Source organism: Nostoc sp. (assembly GCF_041747015.1).
GTDB lineage: Bacteria > Cyanobacteriota > Cyanobacteriia > Cyanobacteriales > Nostocaceae > Nostoc.
Map to the genome: position 1 here is coordinate 1 of NZ_JBGTFY010000317.1, position 20,761 is coordinate 20,761.

Consider the following 20,761-nt stretch of genomic DNA (forward strand, 5'->3'; position numbering starts at 1 on the left):
AATTTGCCCGGCGCTCGCCGACGAAAGTGCAAGGTTTTTGAACCTCTGGATGCTATAGTCTTGCACTTGCTTGGTGAAAAAATGCTCAAAACCCTTACCTAGACTATGTTTCACTTTTGTTCAGCAAGCCCTAATTATTTAATCACTCAACACTCAGACGTTTGATTTGGCAAGGACGAAAAGACTGACGATGTAGGGGCGATGTCCCGTATTGTTGCAAAGCCAGCAAATGCCGCTGGCTACCATAACCCTTGTTAGACTCTAAGTTGTACATAGGGTATTTTAATGCTAGACGCACTACTAGATCGTCACGCCAGACCTTGGCAACAATACTAGCAGAGGCAATAGCGAGCGATCGCTCGTCACCCTTGACTATTGTTTGTTGCGGCACTAACAAGTCTTTTATTGATTGATTGCCGTCAATCAGACAAAGTGCAGGCTGTACCTTTAACTTCAGCACAGCCCGCTTCATTGCTAAAAGCGTCGCTTGCAAAATATTTATTTTGTCAATTTCGGCAGTGGAAGCAAACCCAATTTTCCAGTCTATAGCCAGCTCACAAATTTGCTGCGCTAGCTGAGTTCTACGAGAATTAGACAACTTTTTACTGTCTTTAATTTTAGCTGCCATCAGTATTGGCAAAGCATGATCTGGTAGGATCACTGCTGCCGCTACCACAGGGCCAAATAAAGCACCTCGCCCTACTTCGTCCACACCTGCAACCAACCCTGAAATCTCTGACAAGGTAGAAAACTCCAGCCAACTGGCTTTTTCCAAGGGTGCTGGCGACGTTTCTACCATAAAGCAAATTAATTATCCTCGAGCGCTGAGGAACGACGACGACGGCGGCGGCTGGCAGTGGCGGCGCTATTAGCATCACTTTCATTTTCATCGGCGATCGCGATCGCCGATAAGTCTTCTGAGGGGTTTTCAGTAAACTCCGGTGGTTCAATTGTCTCTTCTATCAAAGATTTTTGTTCTGGCTCAATAACTTTTGGTATTGGTATCCTGCTGGCAATTACTTCAGGTATTACTTTTTGGGCAGTAGTTAATTCTGAGATTGATTCAGTTGGCGTCGCTGGCATTTGACCAGGCTGAATCACATTAATAATTACAGACTTGGTATTTTTAATCTCTTGCTCTAACTTTACCAAGGGAGAGATTCCCATTAAAGCAAACATATCCTGTTCCTGGAGGGTCATTTCTACAGTCCTAATCTCCGGTGGTTCTACCACTGGTTTAATTGGTTCTGCTTTAGTAACTTTAATGCGCTCTACTCTTTCAACTCTTTCACTCCAACCTGGTTTACCAAGGGTGGGTGAGGGAATCTCTGGTACAACTCCTAGTTCTGGTTCAACATCAAGGTCTAAGTCTGGCTCGTTGACAAAAGCCAGTGGATTTGCAGTAACCGGGCCTTCATCTTTGCCATTGAATCCATTGATACCAATTTTACTGCGGCGAGTGCGGGTACGACGCTTGTTATCATTAAGTTCTTGATAACTAGGATGATTGATCAGATTTAAGTTGCCCAATTCCGAGTCGCCTTCAAACGCTTCCCCAAATCCATCATAGGTTTCTCGTGGTTCGGGGATGCGGGCAGATGGCTGACGTGGTTCTCGGTGAGGTAGGGATACAAAACGCTCCCGATCTGGTGTCTCTGCTGGTATTGGCAATCGATTTTCGATTTCTCCAGGCAGACGGACGGTGTGCCCTAAACCGCCACAAGTGGGACAAGTTTCACCAAATAATTCGTAAATGTTTTGACCCTGACGTTTGCGGGTCAGTTCTACTAAACCCAGTTCGGTTAGTTGGGCAATCTGGGGACGAGCTTTGTCTGCTTTGAGTCCTTTATTGAAATGTTCGAGAACTTGCAGTTGATCGCGTCGTAATTCCATGTCAATAAAATCAACAACAATCACTCCGGCGATATTCCGCAGACGCAACTGGCGAGCAATTTCTGTTGCAGCTTCGCAGTTTGTCCATAAAACTGTTTCTCTTGCTGTTGCCGATCGCGTGAAGGAACCTGAGTTAACATCGATCACCGTTAACGCCTCCGTCGGCTGAATGATCACGTAACCTCCAGAAGGTAGGTCTACTCTGGGTTTGAGTCCTTCTCGAATCGCGGCACTGATGCGGAAGTACTCTAAAATCGGCGAGCGATCGCGATGATGGTCAATCAATAATCCCTGCGGTGTTTGACCTCCACTCCAATTCTGCAAGTACTGCTTGACGCGCTTCAAACCAGTACTCGAATCCACGACAATTCGATTCACATCCGCGCCGTACATATCCCGTAATACGCGCTGGATAAAGTCATCATCTCGGTTGAGCAGTGCTGGAGGACGTGTGGAATGGGCTTCCTGCTGGATGGACTCCCATTGCTTTTGCAGCACTTCCAAATCTTCTATAATCGCTTCTTCGGGTTTGCCTTCTGCTTCTGTACGCACAAGCAGACCCATTCCCGCCGGTTTGACCAAAATTGCCAGTGCCCGCAAGCGGTTGCGCTCACTTTCACTTTTAATCCGCCGGGATAAATTTACGCCCCTACCATAGGGCATCAGTACTACGTAGCGTCCGGGTAAGGTGATATTACCCGTAAGTCTAGGCCCTTTTGTCCCCGTTGGCTCTTTCATTACTTGCACCAAAACTTTCTGCTGTGGTGCTAGTAATTCTGTAATTGCCGCTGCGTTACGCTTTAGCTTCAATGGTCCTAAGTCGGTAACGTGAATAAAACCGTTGCGCTCTGGGTCGCCAATATTGACAAAAGCCGCATCTATCCCAGGTAATACGTTTTCTACAACTCCTAAGTAGATATCACCTATTTGATGATGACCTGTAGCAACAACGAGTTCCTGTATTTGATCTTCAGAAAAAACCGCAGCAATTTGGTGCTGCTCCGCGATGATAATTTGTTTTGGCATTCAATTTCCTCAAAAATTGGCAGCACCAATAGGTCTAGAGGTTTTATACCTTTTTTGTCCCTACAACCCTCAAAAGGCGCTACTGATAATAAAAATCGCAAACCTGAGCTTCTAAGTAAAATAGCTATTGGCGCTCTTAAGAGCGTTTACGCGGCTGATCATTACAGAACGGCTGCATATTGTTTGTTTTAGCAACTAAATCAACCGTCCGTGGTTGATTTGTGATGCAATACCCTCAATAAAGAGAGTTCTGAGTTGAAAGTTCTAAATCCTGAGTGAGAATTTTAACTCAAGACGCTTTATTTGAGAGAAATCTACTCAAGTCGTTAAGAAAAAGAAACTATTTTTGTTTTCCATTCCCCGGATTATTCTTAGGGTTATAACTTTGTAGCGCCAGTTGCCACCCTGCCTTGAGCCGGTCTAGCCTAAGGCAAGCCGCGCTTTGCGCGTCTGTGAACGTCTAGAAGTCGGCATAACCGACGGCAGTTACTACCCTAGCCTTCGGGGAACGGGAACGCCTGCCGTAGGATGCCCAAAGGGCTGTAGGGCGAACAACTCTAGAAAAGTAATGCACTGGCTCTTGGGCACTACTGGGGATTAGACATTAAGCAGTTGTTTAAAAAGCATAGATTTAGAGAATTTAACCGAGCCTGCTGTTAGTTACTGATTCACAAGGTAGCTAGAGAGAGAGTGTGCATTCTTTAACCTGCCTTTTGTTTATCTAGGATAAAATCCTAGAAGTTGCACTCCAGTATCTTTGCTTTCGTCCCCTGAATACCAGGGTAGTGAACCAGCTAATTCAATGCAGCGCCAGAAAATTTCTCTTCACCCCATTCTAACGCAACCTTGCTAAAAATCAATTCCTACGATGTGCAATGCTAGGACAAGTACTAGCAAGTTGCCCTACAGGGATTATACTCCTAAAATTAGCCGATTGCGGTGGATATGCAGCATTTGAAATTCTACACTAGCCACAATTCTTAGCATAAACAGGATTTGTTCAGGACGCAATAAAAACCCTTCTTGGCGATAGCTACCTATATAACGGATAACAGATATAGATTCTGCCATGCTTTTGGAGGTTTCTACTAATTCCAGTTCAAACAAGCGATCGCGCAGATTTATTAATTGGCTCTTGCCTGACTTAGTTGTATGCTCATACCAAAGCTCATCTTTGGCTTTGATTGTATCAATCCAGTCTTGCCATTGTAAAGATGTTGCTTCTGCAAGTGCTGCTACGGTAATTAAATATTCTGCGGTTTCAAGCAGTTGACTAGCTGCTTTAGCTTTTAAATCTATCTGCTCCACATGATATATAGGTATGTCTGTGGGCATTTCACGAGCCAACAGTTCTCGGAAACTATCAACTGCCATTGGTACAGTTAACTCAAAATCCGCAATTTCACCGTTGCTAGTAGCCCCTAGAGCCAAAGCAGTTGCTAGAGAAATCCTTGGCATGGGATGAAACCCACCAGTGAAGGCGATTGGCAAGCCCGCTCGCCGCACAACTCGATCAAATAGACGGATTAAATCTAGGTGGCTTACCAAAGCCATATTGCCCTGTTTCCCAAACCAAACTCGCAGTCGTTGTGCCTTAGTTGTGTTGGGGACAAACTCGCCAGCGAATTTTGGGATAGCGGGTGGTTCAATCACGACGTTATGGCCAAAGTCGGTGCCACAGACGCCACAGTGAGAACAACCTTCAAAAGAGCAGTCGGGTACAGTTGCCGCTGCTAAGGCGCGTTGCAAGTCTTCTTGGAGCCACTTTTTGTCAATCCCGGTATCAATATGATCCCAAGGGAGGGGAATATCTAGGGAGTGGGGAGTGCTGAGTGCTGAGTGCTGAGTGCTGAGTGCTGAGTGAGGAGTTGGAAGTGCTGTTAGCGGATAGCTAGGGTTTAGACCGTGCTGAGTGCTGAGTGAGGAGTTAGGAGTGAGGAGTTGGTTATTTTCCGCATCTGCCGATCTCTTCTGCTCTTGTACATGAAACAAATTCCATTCGCCATTTTCCACTTGGCGGTATTTCCAATCTAAACCAGCTTGGGCGATCGCAGACCCCCAAGCACTAAAAGCCCGATCTAAATTCTCATACCAGGAATCCATACCTGCACCCAATTCCCAGGCACGGCGCACTACTTTGCCCAAACTGCGATCGCCTCGCCCAACAAAATCTTCCATTGCCGAAATACGGACATCGGTAAAATTTACCTTCACGGAGTTTATCCGGCGGAATTCTTGGCGTAGCAAGTTTTGTTTGTGCTTAAATTCAGTGGTTGAAACCGAGTGCCATTGAAATGGTGTATGAGGCTTGGGCGTAAAGTTAGAAATTGTCAGGTTAAAGTTTAGGGGTTTTCTGCCCTTGCCCCAACATTCTCGCTGTAGCCAGCTTACCGTTTCTGCAATGCCCAAAATGTCAGCATCCGTTTCACCCGGCAAGCCAATCATAAAATACAATTTAATTTTATCCCAGCCTTGCTCCCAAGCTGTTTTCACTCCCCGCAACAATTCTTCATTGGTCAAACCCTTATTCACAATGTCTCGCATCCGCTGAGTTCCAGCTTCTGGAGCAAAAGTCAGTCCACCTTGCCGGGTACCTCCAAGGATATTGGCAATATTCTCATCAAATCTGTCTACCCGTTGGCTTGGTAGAGTCAGAGAAATATTTTCATTTTTTAGCCTATTTTTAATTTCCATCCCTACTGCTGGTAGGGACAAATAATCAGAACAACTCAGAGATAGTAGGGAAAACTCATTGTAACCAGTTGCCCGCATACCTTGTTCAATCGCTTCTACCACCTTATCGGGTTCTACATCCCGTGCTGGTCGAGTCAGCATTCCTGGTTGACAGAAGCGGCAACCACGAGTACAACCACGTCGAATCTCAATGGTCAAGCGGTCATGCACCGTTTCTACGTAGGGGACTAACCCAATGGAATATGCTGGTATGGGAGTTGCAACCCGTCGCAGAATTCGTTTGGGTACGTCTGGGCGATTAGGATGAACTGAGCCATCCTCTGCCATGTCGTAAAATTGGGGGACATACACACCTGGGATCTGTGCCAAATCCAGTAATAGATGTTCCCGACTCAATCCTGATTGTTTGCCGAATTCCAACACCAAACCAATTTCTGGGAGCAGTTCCTCTCCATCTCCAAGGGCGAAAAAGTCGAAGAAGTCAGCGTAAGGCTCAGGATTCGATGTCGCTGTTTGCCCACCAGCAAAAATCAGCGGAAATGGGGATTGGGTATCGGTAAACTCTCCCCTGCTCTTTTGCCTCTCTCGCCACGTCAAGGGAATTCCAGCCAAATCCAACATTTCTAAGATGTTAGTTGCACCCAGTTCGTAACTGAGGCTAAAGCCTAAAATGTCGAATTCTGTAAGCGATCGCTTTGACTCTACTGCAAATAATGGGGTATTAGTTTCGCGTAGTTTGGCTGCCAGGTCTTGCCCTGGTAGGTAGGCGCGATCGCACAATTGGCGTGGTTGAGCATTCAAAATGTTGTATAGGATAATGTGCCCTAAATTGGATGCACCGACTTCATATACTTCTGGGTATGTTAAAACCCAGCGTATTGCTGCCATATCCCAAGATTTGTGTACTGCTAAACGCTCATTACCCAGGTAACGTCCTGGTTTTAAAATATCCGATGTTATTAATTTTTCAACTGCAACAGCCACTCTGCTATCTTCTAGCTACCTTAATTACAGCTACTCAAAACCAACCTTAGCATTGAATGAGGTTTTCTAACAGAGTTTATCGTTGTAACTTACAATTCCTTTACATAAAGTCCAGTCCTTACGCGAACCTTGCTGTTTTTACATAAAGTTATGTTGCAGTCAACTCAACTTCACCATCCAATATTTCAAACACCTTATCGAGTTGCGTCAGTTCAAAAATAATTCTAATTGACGGAGCAACAGCGCAAAGTCGGAAACTCCGTCCTAAACTAATAGCCAGCTTGTGTGCAGATAAAAAGGCCATCAACCCGGCGCTGTCTAAGGATTCTACTGCTGCTAGATTTACTACCAAGATGGAAACATCATTTTGTGCTAGCGCTGTGGTCATATCTCGTTCAAATTCCAAGGCGTTTGCAGCATTTAAAGAGCCTTGGGGGCGAATAACTGCAATCTTGGGATAGTTAAGCACTGCCTGCATAGTTTAGATCCTATTAAGAATTGTTGAACAGTCAAGCTAAGGATTATTTGAACATAAACTTTTTTTTGTTGCATCGACCATATGTCTTAGGTTTCTTTGCCAAATCTTTATTGCTTTCGGATCTCTGTTTAAAGATTGTTATAATTCCAGGTTAATATGTGTTGATATATACTTTTTTTTTATCCAACTTCCAAAACAATCAACATAGACAGCCATAAAGCAGATAAATCATCCGTAACTATGCTGAGAAAATTTGCTGATTCTAGAACTCAAGCTAATTAGCCAAGTCTTAAAGGTAAGTTAAATCTCCTACTTGAGCGTTGCTGATGGCATAAGGCAAAGTCATAGCGAATTATTTATTTGACTAATTAAATGGTGATCTAAATCACTAGTAAGTTAGTATTTGGATCACTTTTTATACCTAGACTTTTCTGGGATAATTAGTATCATATACAGTTGGATTATTACTTATGAGAACTAGGTACGCTATTCGTAAATTGGTAGAAAAAGCTCTTGACATCAAAAAACTAACTCCTGAGATAGAAAATGAAATCAACTCAGAACTGACGGAACTGGGTTATATTTCTGACGTTGACTACGAAGCCCTAGAATTATTAATGGCAGAGATGGATGCTGGTCGAATTCAGTTGGTTCCTAGCCTGGGATATTAATCTTAATTTGGGTATAGATGCTTCTTGACTATATCAGTATCAGGTGAATTGGATTCAAACTAAAAAGAGTAATAAAAGAGCGCTAATCCTTAATCCCTAATTTCTAATCCCTTTTGGTATACTTGCCAAAGTTGGTGAATAAACTGATTGAGTTGCTGTTTGGCAGCTGAGTCAGGTGCAGTTTTTGGTTCTTTCGCTAAAATTTGGCTCAACAAGGTAATTACTTCTGTGTCTAAAGCTGGCCGAAATAACTTGGCAGGCCAAAGTAAGTCAGACGCATCTCGCAAATCGGTAATTAGCGGCGATTCTTGAATCAAAGTAACCATTAATAAAGGACGCACCCAGCATAACTGGCGGGAAACCACAAATTGAATGACTTCTGCATACAGATTCCTGTCGCCATGCTCTAAAGAGACAATTTGTCCTGGTTGAAGAAAATCTAGGCTCATGTCCATCGTCACGCTGTTTAGGCAGGGGCAAGGATTATTTTGCAACTTCCTTAATCTTAAAACTAAGAATGCGTTATGTTTAAGGGAAGCTTCTGTAACATTAGGTTAGCATTACCACGGCAACGATGTCTAAGACATCTGCCTTACAAGTGGGTAGGCAAAACTAACATCACCAATCCCCCGGCAGCTAAGGGTTTTGTTAGCATATTATCTGGACAGAAATACTATACAATAAGTAAATAACTGTTAAGCGATCGCAAGACAGAGACTTTGTTGTAGTGAATTAACGAGAAAAAAGCAAAGAACCGTGTCAGTTGAAACTATTGAAAAGCGTTCCACATCCCGAAAGCTTGCGCCTCGGTATCGCGTTTTGCTCCATAACGACGACTACAACTCGATGGAGCATGTTGTGCAGTCACTAATAACCACTGTATCAAGCCTCACCCAACCCCAAGCTGTTAGCATCATGATGGAAGCCCATACTAACGGGCTAGCTTTAGTCATTACTTGCGCTCAGGAACATGCTGAGTTCTATTGCGAAACATTGAAAAGTCACGGTTTAAGTAGCACGATTGAACCTGACGAATAGTCATTGGTCATTGGTCATTAGTCGAAATTTAGAGTGTTGACTGCTGATTTTTGACCTATTTAGTATGAAAAAAAACCTTGTACGTTTAGCTGAACGCCCTGCCCCAATTAGGCTGGGTTGTTTTATTTTTACTTTATTGCTGCTATGGTTGCCGTTGGCTGCACCAATATACTTACTAGTGCATGATTCAAACTTAGAAAGTATATTGACATTGGTATTGTTATATGCAGCATTTATTTTCCTCCTGAGACTATGGGGCAAATATGTCTACCAGCAGCCCCAAATTCTGCGGCATTATGGCTTAGAAATCACGCGACAAAACGGTGTGGATTTACTGCGTGGCTTGGCTATGGGCATAATTAATATTCTGATACTTTTTGGGGTAGAAAGTTTGTTTGGTTGGTTGGTGTGGCAACAACCGAAAGTTTTTTTGCTGAAAGTAATTTTAGAGGGTTTACTTGTTGGCTTGGGCATCGGATTTGCTGAGGAATTGTTATTCCGAGGCTGGTTGTTAGATGAATTACAACGAGATTACAGTCCGCGTGTGGCACTGTGGACAGATGCAACTGCGTTTGCTACATTGCACTTTATTAAACCCTTGGAGGCAATTATTCATACACTGCCGCAATTTCCAGCTTTAGTACTGCTGGGGTTAACGCAGGTATGGGGAAAACGTTGGCGGAGGGGACGCTTGGGTTTACCAATTGGTCTGCATGGTGGTTTTGTATGGGGCTACTACATTATTAATGTTGGGGAATTAGTGAAATATTCTGGTCAAGTTCCTGATTGGGTAACTGGTGTGAATAATAATCCTCTGCAAGGAATGATGGGGGTGTTGTTAATGAGTGTACTAGCTTTGTGGATACGGGGGCGAACTGAGCGATCGCCTCTCTGATAAGATCAGCACTGGCTTACATACACACTTACCATTTGTGGAACCAACAGAAGATCAATACTTGGTAATAAATGCCCTAGAAGCTCTAAATTTACTTGTTTGGAGATTATTATGATGAAGACACAGGGTATTGGCACATTCAAACTCCTAGCACTGTTTTACCCTTGGCAACAATATTACAAAACGGCGAAGTAGTGACCTTCGGATGGGAATAAAACCATGACGCAATCTAACACCATTAAACAGCAGCGATCGCAAAGAATATTAGAACTATTTGCGATCGCACGTCAGCGATATTTAGATGCAGGCGGAAATCCTCGACGCACCCCAACGGGACTTAAGGGATTATATGACAGATGAGGAAAGGCAAGAAGCATTGGTATTAGGAAGGCAAATTTTCCCACAAGAATATATTGATAATCGCAAATCGCTAAAAATGTAGATGACTGCATGGGTGTCAGCTACAGCACGCAGCATTAAAAACACCCTGACTAAATTGTTTCTATAATGGGTTATGTTAAGCCCACTATGCTATGAGCTTTAGTTTAGAGAGCTTTCAACTCGGCGATATCATCACTGGAAAAATCATTAAGCTGGAGCCTACAGGTGTTTTAGTTGATTTTTATACCGATCAACTAGCTTATGTTCCACTACTAGAGCTATCACTCAATGAGATTCAGACCCCAGAAGAAGCCGTGCAACTGAATGAAATCCGAGAATTTCTGGTTGTGGGAAATTACGATGGCGAACACGATATTTACTTCTCAAATTGTTCACCTGAGACACTGAAAGATAGCGATCGCTTGTATGAGACTGTATTATATCTGGCTTCTGAAAAATGTGGTCATCCCATAAGTAGAGAAGACCTGATCGTACACACTAAAATTCGTGATGTTCATGGAAACGGAGTCTCAGCAACTATTCAGTGGTTCTTGTGTTCTCAAGAGCATCCACCAACAGTTTCTTTTTCAATTCGCAAACTAGAGATGCGAAAAGCATGGGAACGGGTACGGCAATTACAGGCTGAGGACGTAACAGTATATGGAAAAATCCTTAAAAAGACTTCGAGGGGTGCATTATTGAAAATTGAGGGTTTATATAGCTCAATTCGTACTTATGTTGATAAGCAGAGGGAAGAATTGGTAGTAGGGAAGGAACTTCCACTCAATATTATAAAAGTGCGAGAGGAGGATAATTTCCTAGTACTGCTCCATCACTCTGTTTCAGTCAGACTCAAGCAATTGCAGGTTGGTCAGGTTGTTAGCGGCATTATACGGGGTATCAAAAACTATGGTGTGTTCGTTGATATTGGAGATTTATATGCTTTGTTGCCGACCTCAAAAATGTTCCATCCATCTGTTGACCATCCAAACCAATTATTCAAAATTAATGACCATTTAAAGGCAAAGATCATTAAAATAGATCCTGAAAACGGTCAAGTTGTTCTAGAGAGTTGTGGAAGTTAGGTATCACAACACAATTCTAGTGCAACGGACTGCTAAAAGCCTCTGATACTGAGTTCAAGTGCTTATCCGAACCGTATTAAAATGTATTTGACATTCAAACAAATATAGCTGTCATGTTTTTCATAAAAATTGCCAAGGAGAAAAAACAATGATACAGCCAGTCATTTTAGAAAAATTAGAAGAACTCCCTGAGTCTCTTCAGACAGAAGTGCTTCATTACATTGAGTTTTTGATAGAGAAGCACACTAAAAACTCTACCGAAGAAAAGCTGACAAACAAGCGTCGTGTTGCTGGAACGATGAAAGGAATGTTTGTTCTGCCATTGCCTAATGACTTTGATGAGCCGCTTGAAGATATGAAAGAATATATGGAATGAATAGATTACTATTGGATACTCATGCTTTTATCTGGTTTGTCTCGAATGATGCAACCCTGCCAGTATTAACTAGAGAAAAGATTGAATCTGCTGAGGCTGTTTTCTTTAGTATTGCAAGTCTTTGGGAAATGGCGATTAAACTCAACATTGGAAAACTATCCCTACAGGGTGCTTTTGAAGAGATTGAACCTAAACTAATTGCTGCGGGTATAACGATTCTCCCTATTACCTTTACCGATACTGTTCAATTCCGTTATTTACCACTGCATCATCGAGATCCGTTTGATCGTATTCTGGTAGCACAGGCAATGAATCATTCCCTTGTTTTGATTAGTCGTGATTCGGCTTTTGATGCCTATAATGTTCAGCGGGTTTGGTCATGAAAAAGTGGCTACAGCACACAGCATCAAATATCCTTCCGTGGCAAGCTAGCCCATTCTTCACTACGAGTTGCATCAATCTCCTCTGCGGAAGGTGCGTTTCCTAAATCAGCACATAGCGCCCATAAGGATTGGCGAGGAAGGGTAGACAGTTTATCTGTTAACTCGCGTTCTATATCAGGAACAATTTGCTGGATTAAACGTACTTTGTCCACGGTTGAAAGTTGCTTTGCTAGTTTGATAATTTTTTGTAAACTCACAAATTTTTACCTGCTTCATCTGCAAAAGTTTTAACAATAGCTAAGAATATTGCGAAATGGCGAAGTAGTGACCTTCGGGTGGGAATAAAAACGATCGCACAATCTAACACTATTAAACATGGCAAGCGCAAAACAAGCTAACTCTGTTTCTGCTGCTGACTAATCCCTTGGGTCTGTTACTGGGTCAAACTCTTCTTCATCTGAATTGTTTGATTGGCTTTCGGCGGTCAAGTTTCTGATTGGGTAACTGGTGTGAATAATAATCCCCTGCAAGGATTGATGGGGGTGTTGTTAATGAGTGTACTAGCTTTGTGGATACGTAGGCCAACTGAGCGAGCGCCTCTCTGATAAGATTGGCACTGGCTTACATACACACTTACCATTTTTGGAACCCACACAAGAGCAATACTTAGTAATAAATGCTCTAGAAGCTCTAACGGATGGGAATAAAACGATGAGGCAATCTAACACTATTAAACAGCAGCAAGGGCAATCTGGGCGATCGCTTCATATATGAAATATGAAAATTAAAATATTAATCTGACTTTATCGACCATTTGATAATCTAATGGGGTTTTCTACAGATTCTCGATACTGTTGGACTTGTTCTGTGTAAGCAATTGGCAGAACAGCCTCAACGTTTTCATGGGGACGAGCAATAATCACCCAGGATTCTAAGGTACCGCCATAAACATTTTCTGCGGCTTCAATACCAGCAGCCATCGCGGTTTTTACTTCCGAAACGTCGCCACGAATATTAACAGTAAACCGAGCGCTACCTACTCTGATATAACCAACGAGGGTAACTCGACCAGCTTTTAACATAGCATCTGCTGCTGCTAGCACCGCAGGAAAACCCTTAGTTTCAAGTGCGCCAACTGCCTGTAATGACATAATTAATCTCCTGTATGAATAAACGATATGTGGGCTACAAATTAATTGTCCGAAGCTTTGCTACAGATTTTGATAGCAAAATTGCTTAGAAGATGCGAAAAGGTTCTGATTGTTCAGTGAAATGGATTGGTAATATGGTTTCCACATTTTCTGGAGGATTGGCAACGATGTAGTGGGTGATTACTGCACCAACCTTTACTTCCTCTCCAGCAGCTATTCCGGCTTCAACAGCCCTTTTTACCTCAGCAACGTGTCCCCGAACGGCGACTAACAAACGAGCGCTTTCGGCTTGACCATAATAGACAATTGTGACTGCGGCAGCTTTGACCATTGCATCTGCTGCTGCTAAGACACTAGGAAAACCTAAAGTTTCAATTACGCCAACGGCCATTGGCATGGCATTAGCTCCTGGATTAAGGGATACGCGACTTTAATTGTACGTGGCTTTAGTCCCAATTTTGACATTTTGGAAAACTTTCTTTTAATACCAGGAATTCTGAGGGAGTGAGAATGTTTTTAATAGCTGCTGGCTTATGTGTTATTTACAACAAATAATACCTCAGTACATTAGGTCGAACAAAATTAGCGATGCATGAAAAATAGTACGATAAACTGAAATTTATTGTTACTTTGACAGAATTTTAGCGAATTCTATAGTTATAGCGATCGCAAACCTGTCTTGACAACAGTAGCTCATTAGCGTAGATTTAAAAATTTCCTAAAAAGTCAGTTTATAGAGAAATAGCTATGAGAATAGAAAGAAATCATAGTCTGGATGTCTTAAAAGCGTTAAGCATTGTTTTTGTTTTTATCTGGCATTTACGACCATTTCAATTTATTATAAATGATTCTACTCCTGTTACTGTGCATATTTTTGCTAAAATTTTGAGGGATTTTGAACTACAATTATCTTTAACTGCCGTTCCGATTTTTTATATTGTTTCTCTTTACTTATTTTTTCAAAAGTCTGATAGCGTAAAATATTTTCAAAGAAGAATTACTAAGTTAATTAAAATTTATTTATTTTGGGTGATTGTTCAGAATATATTTTTTATTAGTGCTACGAGAACAATTCCTAGTTTTTCATGGAAAATCATTACAGGCTTACAACCAAGCTTACCAACTGTTGGTGATTCAGTTTTTTATTTTCTATTTAATCTAATTTGTTTAACAAGTCTTGCCTTTTTGTATCAACTGATAAAATCAGATTATTTAAAAAGAATTGTATCTTGTACAATAGGAATATTTTGTTTATTTTATTTTGAAGCCAGTTGCTTACTAAATATCCGTATTCCTTATTATTGGTTAGTAAATTTTGTTATTTATGTACCCATAGCTTTTCACTTAGCTAATTTTCCTAATAAAGTATTAAGCTTCAAATTTTACTACCTAATTGCATTTATACTGTTTTCGTTCCATGACATCTATTTGCGTACATTTGGCTATCACTTAAGTATCTATGGAAGAATTGCCATTATTTGTGGAGCAATGACTATTTTTTGTTATGTTCATTCTCGAAAAGAAATAAAAGAGAATTTATTAGTACAAAAATTATCTAAATACTCTCTTGGTTTGTTTTCATTACATAAATATTGGCAATACTTATTCTTTTTGTTAATTAATATTTATAAAGTTGACAAAGATATAGGAATTTTTGGAACTCCTTTGAGGGAAATATATATAATTGAAGGATTTTTCGTTGTATTTTTTACTGTTCTATCAATTTATTTATTAAAGTTAACTCGTTTAAAGCAGTTTGTTATCTAGAATATCGATTCAGTAATCAAAAACCTACTCCCCAGCCCCTTCCCTACTAGGGAAGGGGAAGCCAAGATTAACTATTAACTACTCTAGTCAAGTAACCACATCTCATTAGAACTCTCAGGATATACATTTGGTTGATTTTGAGGTTGATTTTGAGCTAGTGTTTCCGATGACCGATGCGATTTTTTGTAGTTAAGTGGATTGTAGTGTTCTTTTACTGGTTTTATAGCACTAGTTTCTTTGACAACAAGTTTAGAATTATCTTCTGCTGTTTGTTTTAAAGCATTAATTTCTTCTATAAGTTGGGAATTTGCTTCTGCAAGTTGCAGTGCTGTTTTCTTTGTTTGGTCAAGTTCTTTTGTTAGCTGTTCTACTGAGGATTGTTGTTCTGATGCTAATGCTTTTTGTTTAGATAATTTTGATTTCAAATCAGCAATTTCCTGTCCAAAAGATGCTTCTTTTTGGTGGCTTTTTTCCAAATCACTTGTCAACTCTTTAATAGTTGTTTCTAAATCAGCCTTAGTTGGGCTTGTACGCTTAGTAGAAGTTAGCTCAGGTGTCTGTGCCAAGGATTCATCATCAGATAAATCTTCTTCTTGAGCAATTTCTTCTGCTGTAACTTCGATCGCAGATTCACCTTCTGGGGGTGTAAATTTTTGCGCTTCTTCTTGCAATAAGTCAGAGAGACTTTGTTTCTTAGCCATTATTTTCTCCAATCACGCTGTAATTCATCAGCTGCACGGCGGTAGTCTAACTCCGCCTCCCGTGCGTTACTTCCTCGCCATTGATTAATCGCTACACCCTCAAGTGCCGCTCGTTCATGAGCTTTGTAGGCACGGATAAAGGTATTACAAGTAGGAATACCTAACCGAGTTAAAGTATTTTTTGCTTCCTGTGCTTCCCCTATACTGCGCGTATCAACTTTGGTAAGCAATACCCGATGGGGGGTTCCCAAGGGGATGACGGCTTCCTTAACTGTTTCCACGAGGATAGCTAAATCCATTGCAGCTGGGGGTGTAGGCAAAACTAGATAATCTGCGATCGCAACTACCGCCACTAATGCTTCAGAGCGCAGCGCGGGAGGTGTATCCACCACTACTAAATCGTAACCTGTTATCTTTCCTAAATCACCTAAAAGTATCGGATCGGTTTCTTGAGATAAATCAAATCCCATTCCCTGCTGACTGCGCCCAAACCACCAACTAGCAGAACCTTGAATATCTGCGTCAATCAAAAGCACCTTATTTTTCTTCGCAAAGTTTGCAGCCAGATTGACTGCGGTAGTCGTTTTGCCGACTCCTCCTTTACCATTGAGAATAGCGATGATTTTTGGCACTGCTTGCTTCCGATGCTGCCTCTTAAGTGCTGAGTGCTGAGTTAAGAGTTAAGAGTTAAGAGTTAGAAGTATATTATTTTCCTCTTTGTCCTTATTCTAGTCATCAATCCTCAGTCCCTAATGATGAATATACCGCTTTGTGTGACCTTAATTAACATGAAAACTCGTAACAATAAAATTCAGAAGCCATTAACTCTACAAAATTCTATTGATTCGAGTTATTTTGAGCTTGCCAGGGGGAACATAACGCCGCTCCTTTATTTATGTTAACGGATAGCGTAGCGTTAGAGAGTCCGCGAGCGTCGGAAGAATTGCTGGCTACGCAAGAAGTCATCGATTCCCTAATTGATCAAGGTAAATTAACACCAGATGAACAAGACTATCTCAATGTTTTAGGTACTCTGGTTTACGAGTACGAAGAAAAACACAATACCATACCAGATATTTATGGCGTAAAATTACTCCAAGCAATGATAGTCGAATTTGGTTTGCGTCAAAAAGACTTAGTTCCTATATTTAAAACCGAGTCTATTGTATCTGAAGTTTTGAGTGGTCAACGCAAGCTAACAGTTAACCATATTCGCAAACTCGCGGAGTTTTTTCACATTTCACCTGCTGCTTTTTTTGAGTCATCAGAAGTTGACTTTAGAAGACATATATCAGAGTGCGATTACAGCTTTAGGAAACATAGCTTATGGCAATCGAATTGCGATCGCTAGCCTGATTGATTTCATGTTCTGGTAACGGCATCCGAATTTCCAAAACCTCCTGAAAGTAACCAACTCGTGCTGCACGATGCTCACCAATTTCGTTTAAAATTGCTTCAAACTCTGCCCAAGTAATCTCGCGCGATGTCAAATATTGCCCTGGTTGAACGTCAATCTGGCGCAGTTGTAGTGTAACGACCATTTCACCCTCAGTACCGTTCATAGTTCAGGGTTTTGCACTCGCACTAAGTACTAGCAAATCTCAAGAGTAATATCTAATACATTAACCTGATAACCATCAGCCATCTTATACCTACTCATAAGCACAAACAATTTGGGGATCGCTTGCTCTATCCTTGACAATTTGTTACAAAAGTATAAAGAACTTCTAGAGACCCAAAACTACATGTTCGGCGGACTTACTGGTTTAACAGATACTAAAGGCACAGATTGGGGGGAGCGGATGCTCAACACGGTCGCTAGCCAAACGATTCGCCACCTGTTTACCCAAAGCGAGTCAGTAGAAGTCTTTGTGCGCTGCTACCCCTCCAGCAAACTGTTGCAAGGCAGCATTGATAGCTTCAAAATGAGCGGGCGTGGCTTGGTGATTCGGAAAGATTTCGCGGTAGAGGAAATGTCTTTTGAAACCGATGCCGTTGCCATTGATTTCGGCTCGGTTTTAAGTGGCAAACTCAGTCTTAAGCAACCCACTCAAGCGATCGCCCAGGTAATCTTATCAGAAGTAGGCATTAACCAAGCCTTTAATGCGGAACTGGTTAAAAAGCGCTTGCTTAACCTCTCCGTACCATCCCTGACAGAATTATCTGGTGGTGAGCCAGTCTCCTTTACCGAAGTCCAGGTACAGCTATTACCTGAAAATCGGTTGCAGCTGACAGCAAAAGCAGATTTAAATAATGGCGAACTTGTACCCCTGAGCATGATCCTAACTATAGGCATTGAAAGGCGGCGGCGAGTTTCCTTCAAAGATCCCAAGATTGAACTTGATCAAGTACCAGAAGCCCAACGGGAAATTTCGCAAACTTTGAGCGTAGCGCTGGTAGAAATTTTGGATAATATGGTCGATTTAGATCGCTTTGACCTCGATGGAGTAAAAATGCGGCTCAACCGATTAGAAACCGAAGGTCAAAAACTTATTTTCAGTGGATATGCTGAAGTTGAGCGTATTCCACATAGCGCTTGAGATAAAATTATCACGCAAAAACCCCAACTAAAGTAAAGCTTTAAACAAATTAAATACCGCCTAGAGCATTCTAGGCGGTATTTAATTTTATCCCGACATCATAGCTGTACTCAGCTATGATGTCGGACTTCTACTGTTTTAGCTAACTTTTAACTCTCTATCGTCCCACACCTACATATTGGAATCCAGCCCTTACCATTACTTCGGGATCAAGGAAGTTACGACCATCAATGATAACAGGGTGATTCATCAATTTTGCCATCTTCACATAGTCCAGAGTGCTGAACTGCTGCCATTCAGTCACGAGTACCAAAGCATCGCAGCCGTCAGCTAGTCTTTCGGCATCGGTTTCTACTAACACGCCAGAAAGACCATGACGCATACCTGTTTGGGAAATAATCGGGTCGTAGGCTTTGACTTTGGCTCCCAATCGGTTTAGCTGTTCAATTAGGTTGAGTGCTGGGGCGTCGCGCAAGTCGTCGGTATCGGGTTTGAAGGTCAGTCCGAGTAGTCCGACTGTTTTGCCTTTGAGAATTTTCAGAACTTGCTGGAGTTTCTCCAAAGCAATCAACCTCTGGCGCTCGTTGACACTAACAGCAGCTTTGAGTAATTGGGCTTCATAACCATAATCATCAGCAGTGTGAATCAGAGCAGAGACATCTTTGGGAAAGCAGGAACCACCCCAACCAATACCAGCTTGTAAAAATTTGTTACCAATGCGGGAATCTAAACCGATACCTTTGGCTACTTGGGTGACATCAGCACCGACACGATCGCAAATATTAGCGACTTCGTTAATAAAACTAATCTTAGTGGCTAAAAAGGCATTAGCGGCATATTTGATCATCTCTGCCGAACTGAGGTCTGTTGCCAAAATTGGCACAGGAGGTAAAGATTGATCGGCAGAGTACTTGCGTTCTACAATTGGCGCATACAGTTGTTTCATCAAAGCTACTGCTCTTTGACTATTGCCCCCTAGTACAATGCGATCGGGGTTGAAGGTGTCGTGAACTGCCGAACCTTCGCGCAAAAACTCTGGATTGCTCACTACATCAAACTCAGCTACAACCTCAGGTAATTTCTCATCACTCGACACCCCACCTGCGGTTACAAGTGTTTTCTGCCGTTCACCCATACCATCTAGAACAATCATCCGCACCCAGTCACCTGAGCCAATGGGGACTGTAGATTTATTCACTATCACCTTATAACCAGCGTTGAGATTTTCCCCGATGCCACGAGCTACAGCTTCGACATAACGAGTATCACTTTCACCAGTCGGTAAAGGTGGCGTTCCCACAGCAATAAACAGAATTTCTCCGTGGGCTACTCCACCAGCGAGATCAGTAGTGAAATGAATTTTGTCTGCTTCAATAGCAGAATGCATAATCTCTGAGAGTCCCGGTTCAAAAATTGGGGACTGCCCAGACTTCATTAACTTCACTTTTTCTTCGTTATTGTCTACGCAAATTACATCGTGTCCAATATGAGCCAAGCAAGCACCTGTAACTAAACCGACGTAACCAGTACCAATTACGCAAACACGCATTTTTAACTCCTCGCTTTTTTAGCGTTAGTTTAAAAAATAAGTTGTCAATACGACACTTACACCCCAGAGGAAACACAGCCATTAAAGTATCGGCTAGCAATAGAATCAGCTTGCACAAAAGTTCAGAGTGGTGCTAAACACTGCTCAGGAGGCTGAATTTTTGACATCGCTTGTGATGCGATCGCGGAAATCTTCTATTGTTAGTTTTAACCCTTCTTGCAAAGCAATGGTAGGTTCCCAATTTAACCAAGTTTTTGCCTTGGTGATATCAGGCTGACGACGGCGAGGATCGTCTGAAGGCAATGGCTCGAATTTAATCTGTGCATCCGGGTTGATCATGTTCTGCACAGCTTGTGCTAATTGCAAAATCGTGTATTCACCAGGATTGCCCAGGTTTACCGGGCCAATGTAGTCGCTATTCATCAAGCGGATAAATCCTTCCACTAAATCGGAAACGTAGCAGAAGCTACGAGTTTGCGAACCATCACCGTACACGGTCAAAGGAGTACCTCGTAAGGCTTGAACTATAAAGTTACTCACCACTCGACCATCATTTTCTAACATTCTCGGCCCGTATGTGTTGAAGATCCGCACAACTCGAATATCAACTTTATTTTGCCTGTAGTAATCAAATGCTAGAGTCTCAGCAAGTCTTTTACCTTCGTCGTAGCATGAACGTATCCCAATGGGATTGACGCTACCCCGATACTCTTCGGTTTGGGGATGAACTTCTGGATCTCCGTATACTTCACTAGTTGAGGCTAAGAAGAACCTAGCTTTCACACGTTTAGCCAGCCCCAACATGTTCAGTGTTCCCAGCACGTTAGTTTTGACGGTTTTAACTGGGTTGTATTGGTAATGTACCGGAGAAGCAGGACAAGCTAAATGATAAATTTGATCGACTTCTAACCGAATTGGTTCAGTAATATCATGGCGGATCAGTTCAAAGTACGGATGACCTAACCATTTAAGGATGTTGCGTTTATGACCAGTGTAAAAATTGTCCAAGCAGATTAATTCATGCCCATCGTTCATTAATCGGTCGATGAGATGGGAGCCAATAAACCCAGCACCGCCCGTCACCAAAATTCTCATACTTTCCCTATTACTTACAAATATTTTCAGTAGCTATTGCACTTACTTTTAGAT

Annotated in this window: 23 protein-coding genes and 1 pseudogene; 11 read left to right on the forward strand and 13 right to left on the reverse strand. The window is 42.0% G+C overall.

Annotated elements, in window-relative coordinates; all coding sequences use genetic code 11:
• Positions 1 to 142: 142 nt before the first annotated feature.
• The 4 genes from ACEW80_RS25125 to ACEW80_RS25140 form a co-directional block, all read right to left on the reverse strand.
• Entirely contained in the window at positions 143 to 799 is a 657-nt protein-coding gene (locus ACEW80_RS25125; RefSeq protein ID WP_373529204.1) for a ribonuclease HII, read from the reverse strand.
• Between the two features lie 8 nt (positions 800 to 807).
• Positions 808 to 2,919, reverse strand: coding sequence for an Rne/Rng family ribonuclease (locus ACEW80_RS25130; protein WP_373529205.1), 2,112 nt, complete (start codon positions 2,917 to 2,919; stop codon positions 808 to 810).
• Positions 2,920 to 3,831: 912 nt separating this feature from the next.
• Positions 3,832 to 6,597, reverse strand: coding sequence for a TIGR03960 family B12-binding radical SAM protein (locus ACEW80_RS25135; protein WP_373529206.1), 2,766 nt, complete (start codon positions 6,595 to 6,597; stop codon positions 3,832 to 3,834).
• Positions 6,598 to 6,745: 148 nt separating this feature from the next.
• Complete coding sequence (locus ACEW80_RS25140; RefSeq protein ID WP_373529207.1) at positions 6,746 to 7,075, reverse strand: STAS domain-containing protein; 330 nt, start codon at positions 7,073 to 7,075, stop codon at positions 6,746 to 6,748.
• A gap of 470 nt (positions 7,076 to 7,545) precedes the next feature.
• Here ACEW80_RS25140 and ACEW80_RS25145 point away from each other — a divergent pair, with 470 nt between their 5' ends.
• On the forward strand, positions 7,546 to 7,746 hold the full coding sequence (locus ACEW80_RS25145; RefSeq protein WP_373529208.1) for a hypothetical protein: 201 nt from the start codon (positions 7,546 to 7,548) through the stop codon (positions 7,744 to 7,746).
• Between the two features lie 89 nt (positions 7,747 to 7,835).
• Here the strand turns inward: ACEW80_RS25145 and ACEW80_RS25150 are convergent, their stop codons facing one another.
• Positions 7,836 to 8,201 (reverse strand): hypothetical protein, encoded by a 366-nt coding sequence (locus ACEW80_RS25150; RefSeq protein ID WP_373529209.1) that lies wholly within the window; start codon positions 8,199 to 8,201, stop codon positions 7,836 to 7,838.
• Between the two features lie 301 nt (positions 8,202 to 8,502).
• Here ACEW80_RS25150 and clpS point away from each other — a divergent pair, with 301 nt between their 5' ends.
• From clpS to ACEW80_RS25180, 6 genes are all read left to right on the forward strand, one after another.
• Positions 8,503 to 8,784 carry an ATP-dependent Clp protease adapter ClpS gene (gene clpS / locus ACEW80_RS25155; protein WP_373529210.1) on the forward strand — a complete coding sequence of 94 codons (282 nt, stop codon included), beginning with the start codon at positions 8,503 to 8,505 and terminating at the stop codon, positions 8,782 to 8,784.
• Between the two features lie 64 nt (positions 8,785 to 8,848).
• Positions 8,849 to 9,679, forward strand: coding sequence for a lysostaphin resistance A-like protein (locus ACEW80_RS25160; protein WP_373529211.1), 831 nt, complete (start codon positions 8,849 to 8,851; stop codon positions 9,677 to 9,679).
• Positions 9,680 to 9,898: 219 nt separating this feature from the next.
• Positions 9,899 to 10,039, forward strand: a complete 141-nt coding sequence (locus tag ACEW80_RS25165; protein WP_373529212.1) for a hypothetical protein — start codon at positions 9,899 to 9,901, stop codon at positions 10,037 to 10,039.
• Between the two features lie 173 nt (positions 10,040 to 10,212).
• Positions 10,213 to 11,145, forward strand: a complete 933-nt coding sequence (locus tag ACEW80_RS25170) for a S1 RNA-binding domain-containing protein (protein ID WP_373529213.1) — start codon at positions 10,213 to 10,215, stop codon at positions 11,143 to 11,145.
• Positions 11,146 to 11,293: 148 nt separating this feature from the next.
• Positions 11,294 to 11,521 (forward strand): DUF2281 domain-containing protein, encoded by a 228-nt coding sequence (locus ACEW80_RS25175; protein ID WP_373529214.1) that lies wholly within the window; start codon positions 11,294 to 11,296, stop codon positions 11,519 to 11,521.
• Complete coding sequence (locus tag ACEW80_RS25180) at positions 11,518 to 11,904, forward strand: type II toxin-antitoxin system VapC family toxin (protein ID WP_373529215.1); 387 nt, start codon at positions 11,518 to 11,520, stop codon at positions 11,902 to 11,904. The genes ACEW80_RS25175 and ACEW80_RS25180 overlap by 4 nt, the downstream gene beginning before the upstream one ends.
• Before the next feature lie 23 nt (positions 11,905 to 11,927).
• Here the strand turns inward: ACEW80_RS25180 and ACEW80_RS25185 are convergent, their stop codons facing one another.
• Complete coding sequence (locus tag ACEW80_RS25185; protein WP_373529216.1) at positions 11,928 to 12,161, reverse strand: hypothetical protein; 234 nt, start codon at positions 12,159 to 12,161, stop codon at positions 11,928 to 11,930.
• Between the two features lie 219 nt (positions 12,162 to 12,380).
• On the opposite strand from ACEW80_RS25185, the pseudogene ACEW80_RS25190 reads away from it, so the two are divergent.
• Positions 12,381 to 12,509: pseudogene (locus ACEW80_RS25190) on the forward strand (LPXTG cell wall anchor domain-containing protein); the annotation flags it as partial.
• Between the two features lie 198 nt (positions 12,510 to 12,707).
• Here ACEW80_RS25190 and ACEW80_RS25195 read toward each other — a convergent pair.
• Positions 12,708 to 13,055: a carbon dioxide-concentrating mechanism protein CcmK gene (locus tag ACEW80_RS25195; protein ID WP_373529217.1), complete on the reverse strand. Its 348-nt coding sequence runs from the start codon at positions 13,053 to 13,055 to the stop codon at positions 12,708 to 12,710.
• Positions 13,056 to 13,140: 85 nt separating this feature from the next.
• Positions 13,141 to 13,452, reverse strand: a complete 312-nt coding sequence (locus ACEW80_RS25200) for a BMC domain-containing protein (RefSeq protein WP_373529218.1) — start codon at positions 13,450 to 13,452, stop codon at positions 13,141 to 13,143.
• 350 nt (positions 13,453 to 13,802) lie between these two features.
• On the opposite strand from ACEW80_RS25200, the gene ACEW80_RS25205 reads away from it, so the two are divergent.
• Entirely contained in the window at positions 13,803 to 14,822 is a 1,020-nt protein-coding gene (locus tag ACEW80_RS25205; protein ID WP_373529219.1) for an acyltransferase family protein, read from the forward strand.
• Between the two features lie 83 nt (positions 14,823 to 14,905).
• Here ACEW80_RS25205 and ACEW80_RS25210 read toward each other — a convergent pair whose 3' ends face one another.
• Positions 14,906 to 15,523, reverse strand: a complete 618-nt coding sequence (locus ACEW80_RS25210) for a hypothetical protein (protein ID WP_373529220.1) — start codon at positions 15,521 to 15,523, stop codon at positions 14,906 to 14,908.
• On the reverse strand, positions 15,523 to 16,155 hold the full coding sequence (locus tag ACEW80_RS25215; protein ID WP_373529221.1) for a ParA family protein: 633 nt from the start codon (positions 16,153 to 16,155) through the stop codon (positions 15,523 to 15,525). The genes ACEW80_RS25210 and ACEW80_RS25215 overlap by 1 nt, the downstream gene beginning before the upstream one ends.
• Before the next feature lie 263 nt (positions 16,156 to 16,418).
• Here ACEW80_RS25215 and ACEW80_RS25220 point away from each other — a divergent pair, with 263 nt between their 5' ends.
• The gene (locus ACEW80_RS25220) at positions 16,419 to 16,874 is read left to right on the forward strand and encodes a type II toxin-antitoxin system HigA family antitoxin (RefSeq protein ID WP_373529222.1); all 456 of its coding nucleotides are present in this window, start codon (positions 16,419 to 16,421) and stop codon (positions 16,872 to 16,874) included.
• Here ACEW80_RS25220 and ACEW80_RS25225 read toward each other — a convergent pair.
• A complete protein-coding gene (locus tag ACEW80_RS25225) occupies positions 16,834 to 17,085 on the reverse strand; it encodes a hypothetical protein (protein ID WP_373529223.1) in 252 nt (83 codons plus the stop codon). The two genes, ACEW80_RS25220 and ACEW80_RS25225, sit on opposite strands and share 41 nt — an antisense overlap.
• A gap of 183 nt (positions 17,086 to 17,268) precedes the next feature.
• On the opposite strand from ACEW80_RS25225, the gene ACEW80_RS25230 reads away from it, so the two are divergent.
• Entirely contained in the window at positions 17,269 to 18,063 is a 795-nt protein-coding gene (locus ACEW80_RS25230) for a DUF2993 domain-containing protein (RefSeq protein ID WP_373529224.1), read from the forward strand.
• A gap of 157 nt (positions 18,064 to 18,220) precedes the next feature.
• Here ACEW80_RS25230 and ACEW80_RS25235 read toward each other — a convergent pair whose 3' ends face one another.
• Both ACEW80_RS25235 and ACEW80_RS25240 read right to left on the reverse strand, forming a co-directional pair.
• On the reverse strand, positions 18,221 to 19,612 hold the full coding sequence (locus ACEW80_RS25235) for a UDP-glucose/GDP-mannose dehydrogenase family protein (protein WP_373529225.1): 1,392 nt from the start codon (positions 19,610 to 19,612) through the stop codon (positions 18,221 to 18,223).
• Positions 19,613 to 19,756: 144 nt separating this feature from the next.
• On the reverse strand, positions 19,757 to 20,707 hold the full coding sequence (locus ACEW80_RS25240; RefSeq protein ID WP_373529226.1) for a UDP-glucuronic acid decarboxylase family protein: 951 nt from the start codon (positions 20,705 to 20,707) through the stop codon (positions 19,757 to 19,759).
• Positions 20,708 to 20,761: the final 54 nt, after the last annotated feature.

What these genes read in the sequence shown, in the direction of transcription:
- ACEW80_RS25125 (WP_373529204.1), bottom strand. Translation starts at nt 799, where the DNA reads ATGGTAGAAACGTCGCCAGCACCCTTGGAAAAAGCCAGTTGGCTGGAG.
- ACEW80_RS25130 (WP_373529205.1), bottom strand. Translation starts at nt 2,919, where the DNA reads ATGCCAAAACAAATTATCATCGCGGAGCAGCACCAAATTGCTGCGGTT.
- ACEW80_RS25140 (WP_373529207.1), bottom strand. Translation starts at nt 7,075, where the DNA reads ATGCAGGCAGTGCTTAACTATCCCAAGATTGCAGTTATTCGCCCCCAA.
- ACEW80_RS25145 (WP_373529208.1), top strand. Translation starts at nt 7,546, where the DNA reads ATGAGAACTAGGTACGCTATTCGTAAATTGGTAGAAAAAGCTCTTGAC.
- ACEW80_RS25150 (WP_373529209.1), bottom strand. Translation starts at nt 8,201, where the DNA reads ATGGACATGAGCCTAGATTTTCTTCAACCAGGACAAATTGTCTCTTTA.
- ACEW80_RS25160 (WP_373529211.1), top strand. Translation starts at nt 8,849, where the DNA reads ATGAAAAAAAACCTTGTACGTTTAGCTGAACGCCCTGCCCCAATTAGG.
- ACEW80_RS25165 (WP_373529212.1), top strand. Translation starts at nt 9,899, where the DNA reads ATGACGCAATCTAACACCATTAAACAGCAGCGATCGCAAAGAATATTA.
- ACEW80_RS25170 (WP_373529213.1), top strand. Translation starts at nt 10,213, where the DNA reads ATGAGCTTTAGTTTAGAGAGCTTTCAACTCGGCGATATCATCACTGGA.
- ACEW80_RS25175 (WP_373529214.1), top strand. Translation starts at nt 11,294, where the DNA reads ATGATACAGCCAGTCATTTTAGAAAAATTAGAAGAACTCCCTGAGTCT.
- ACEW80_RS25180 (WP_373529215.1), top strand. Translation starts at nt 11,518, where the DNA reads ATGAATAGATTACTATTGGATACTCATGCTTTTATCTGGTTTGTCTCG.
- ACEW80_RS25195 (WP_373529217.1), bottom strand. Translation starts at nt 13,055, where the DNA reads ATGTCATTACAGGCAGTTGGCGCACTTGAAACTAAGGGTTTTCCTGCG.
- ACEW80_RS25200 (WP_373529218.1), bottom strand. Translation starts at nt 13,452, where the DNA reads ATGCCAATGGCCGTTGGCGTAATTGAAACTTTAGGTTTTCCTAGTGTC.
- ACEW80_RS25205 (WP_373529219.1), top strand. Translation starts at nt 13,803, where the DNA reads ATGAGAATAGAAAGAAATCATAGTCTGGATGTCTTAAAAGCGTTAAGC.
- ACEW80_RS25210 (WP_373529220.1), bottom strand. Translation starts at nt 15,523, where the DNA reads ATGGCTAAGAAACAAAGTCTCTCTGACTTATTGCAAGAAGAAGCGCAA.
- ACEW80_RS25220 (WP_373529222.1), top strand. Translation starts at nt 16,419, where the DNA reads ATGTTAACGGATAGCGTAGCGTTAGAGAGTCCGCGAGCGTCGGAAGAA.
- ACEW80_RS25225 (WP_373529223.1), bottom strand. Translation starts at nt 17,085, where the DNA reads ATGAACGGTACTGAGGGTGAAATGGTCGTTACACTACAACTGCGCCAG.
- ACEW80_RS25230 (WP_373529224.1), top strand. Translation starts at nt 17,269, where the DNA reads ATGTTCGGCGGACTTACTGGTTTAACAGATACTAAAGGCACAGATTGG.
- ACEW80_RS25235 (WP_373529225.1), bottom strand. Translation starts at nt 19,612, where the DNA reads ATGCGTGTTTGCGTAATTGGTACTGGTTACGTCGGTTTAGTTACAGGT.
- ACEW80_RS25240 (WP_373529226.1), bottom strand. Translation starts at nt 20,707, where the DNA reads ATGAGAATTTTGGTGACGGGCGGTGCTGGGTTTATTGGCTCCCATCTC.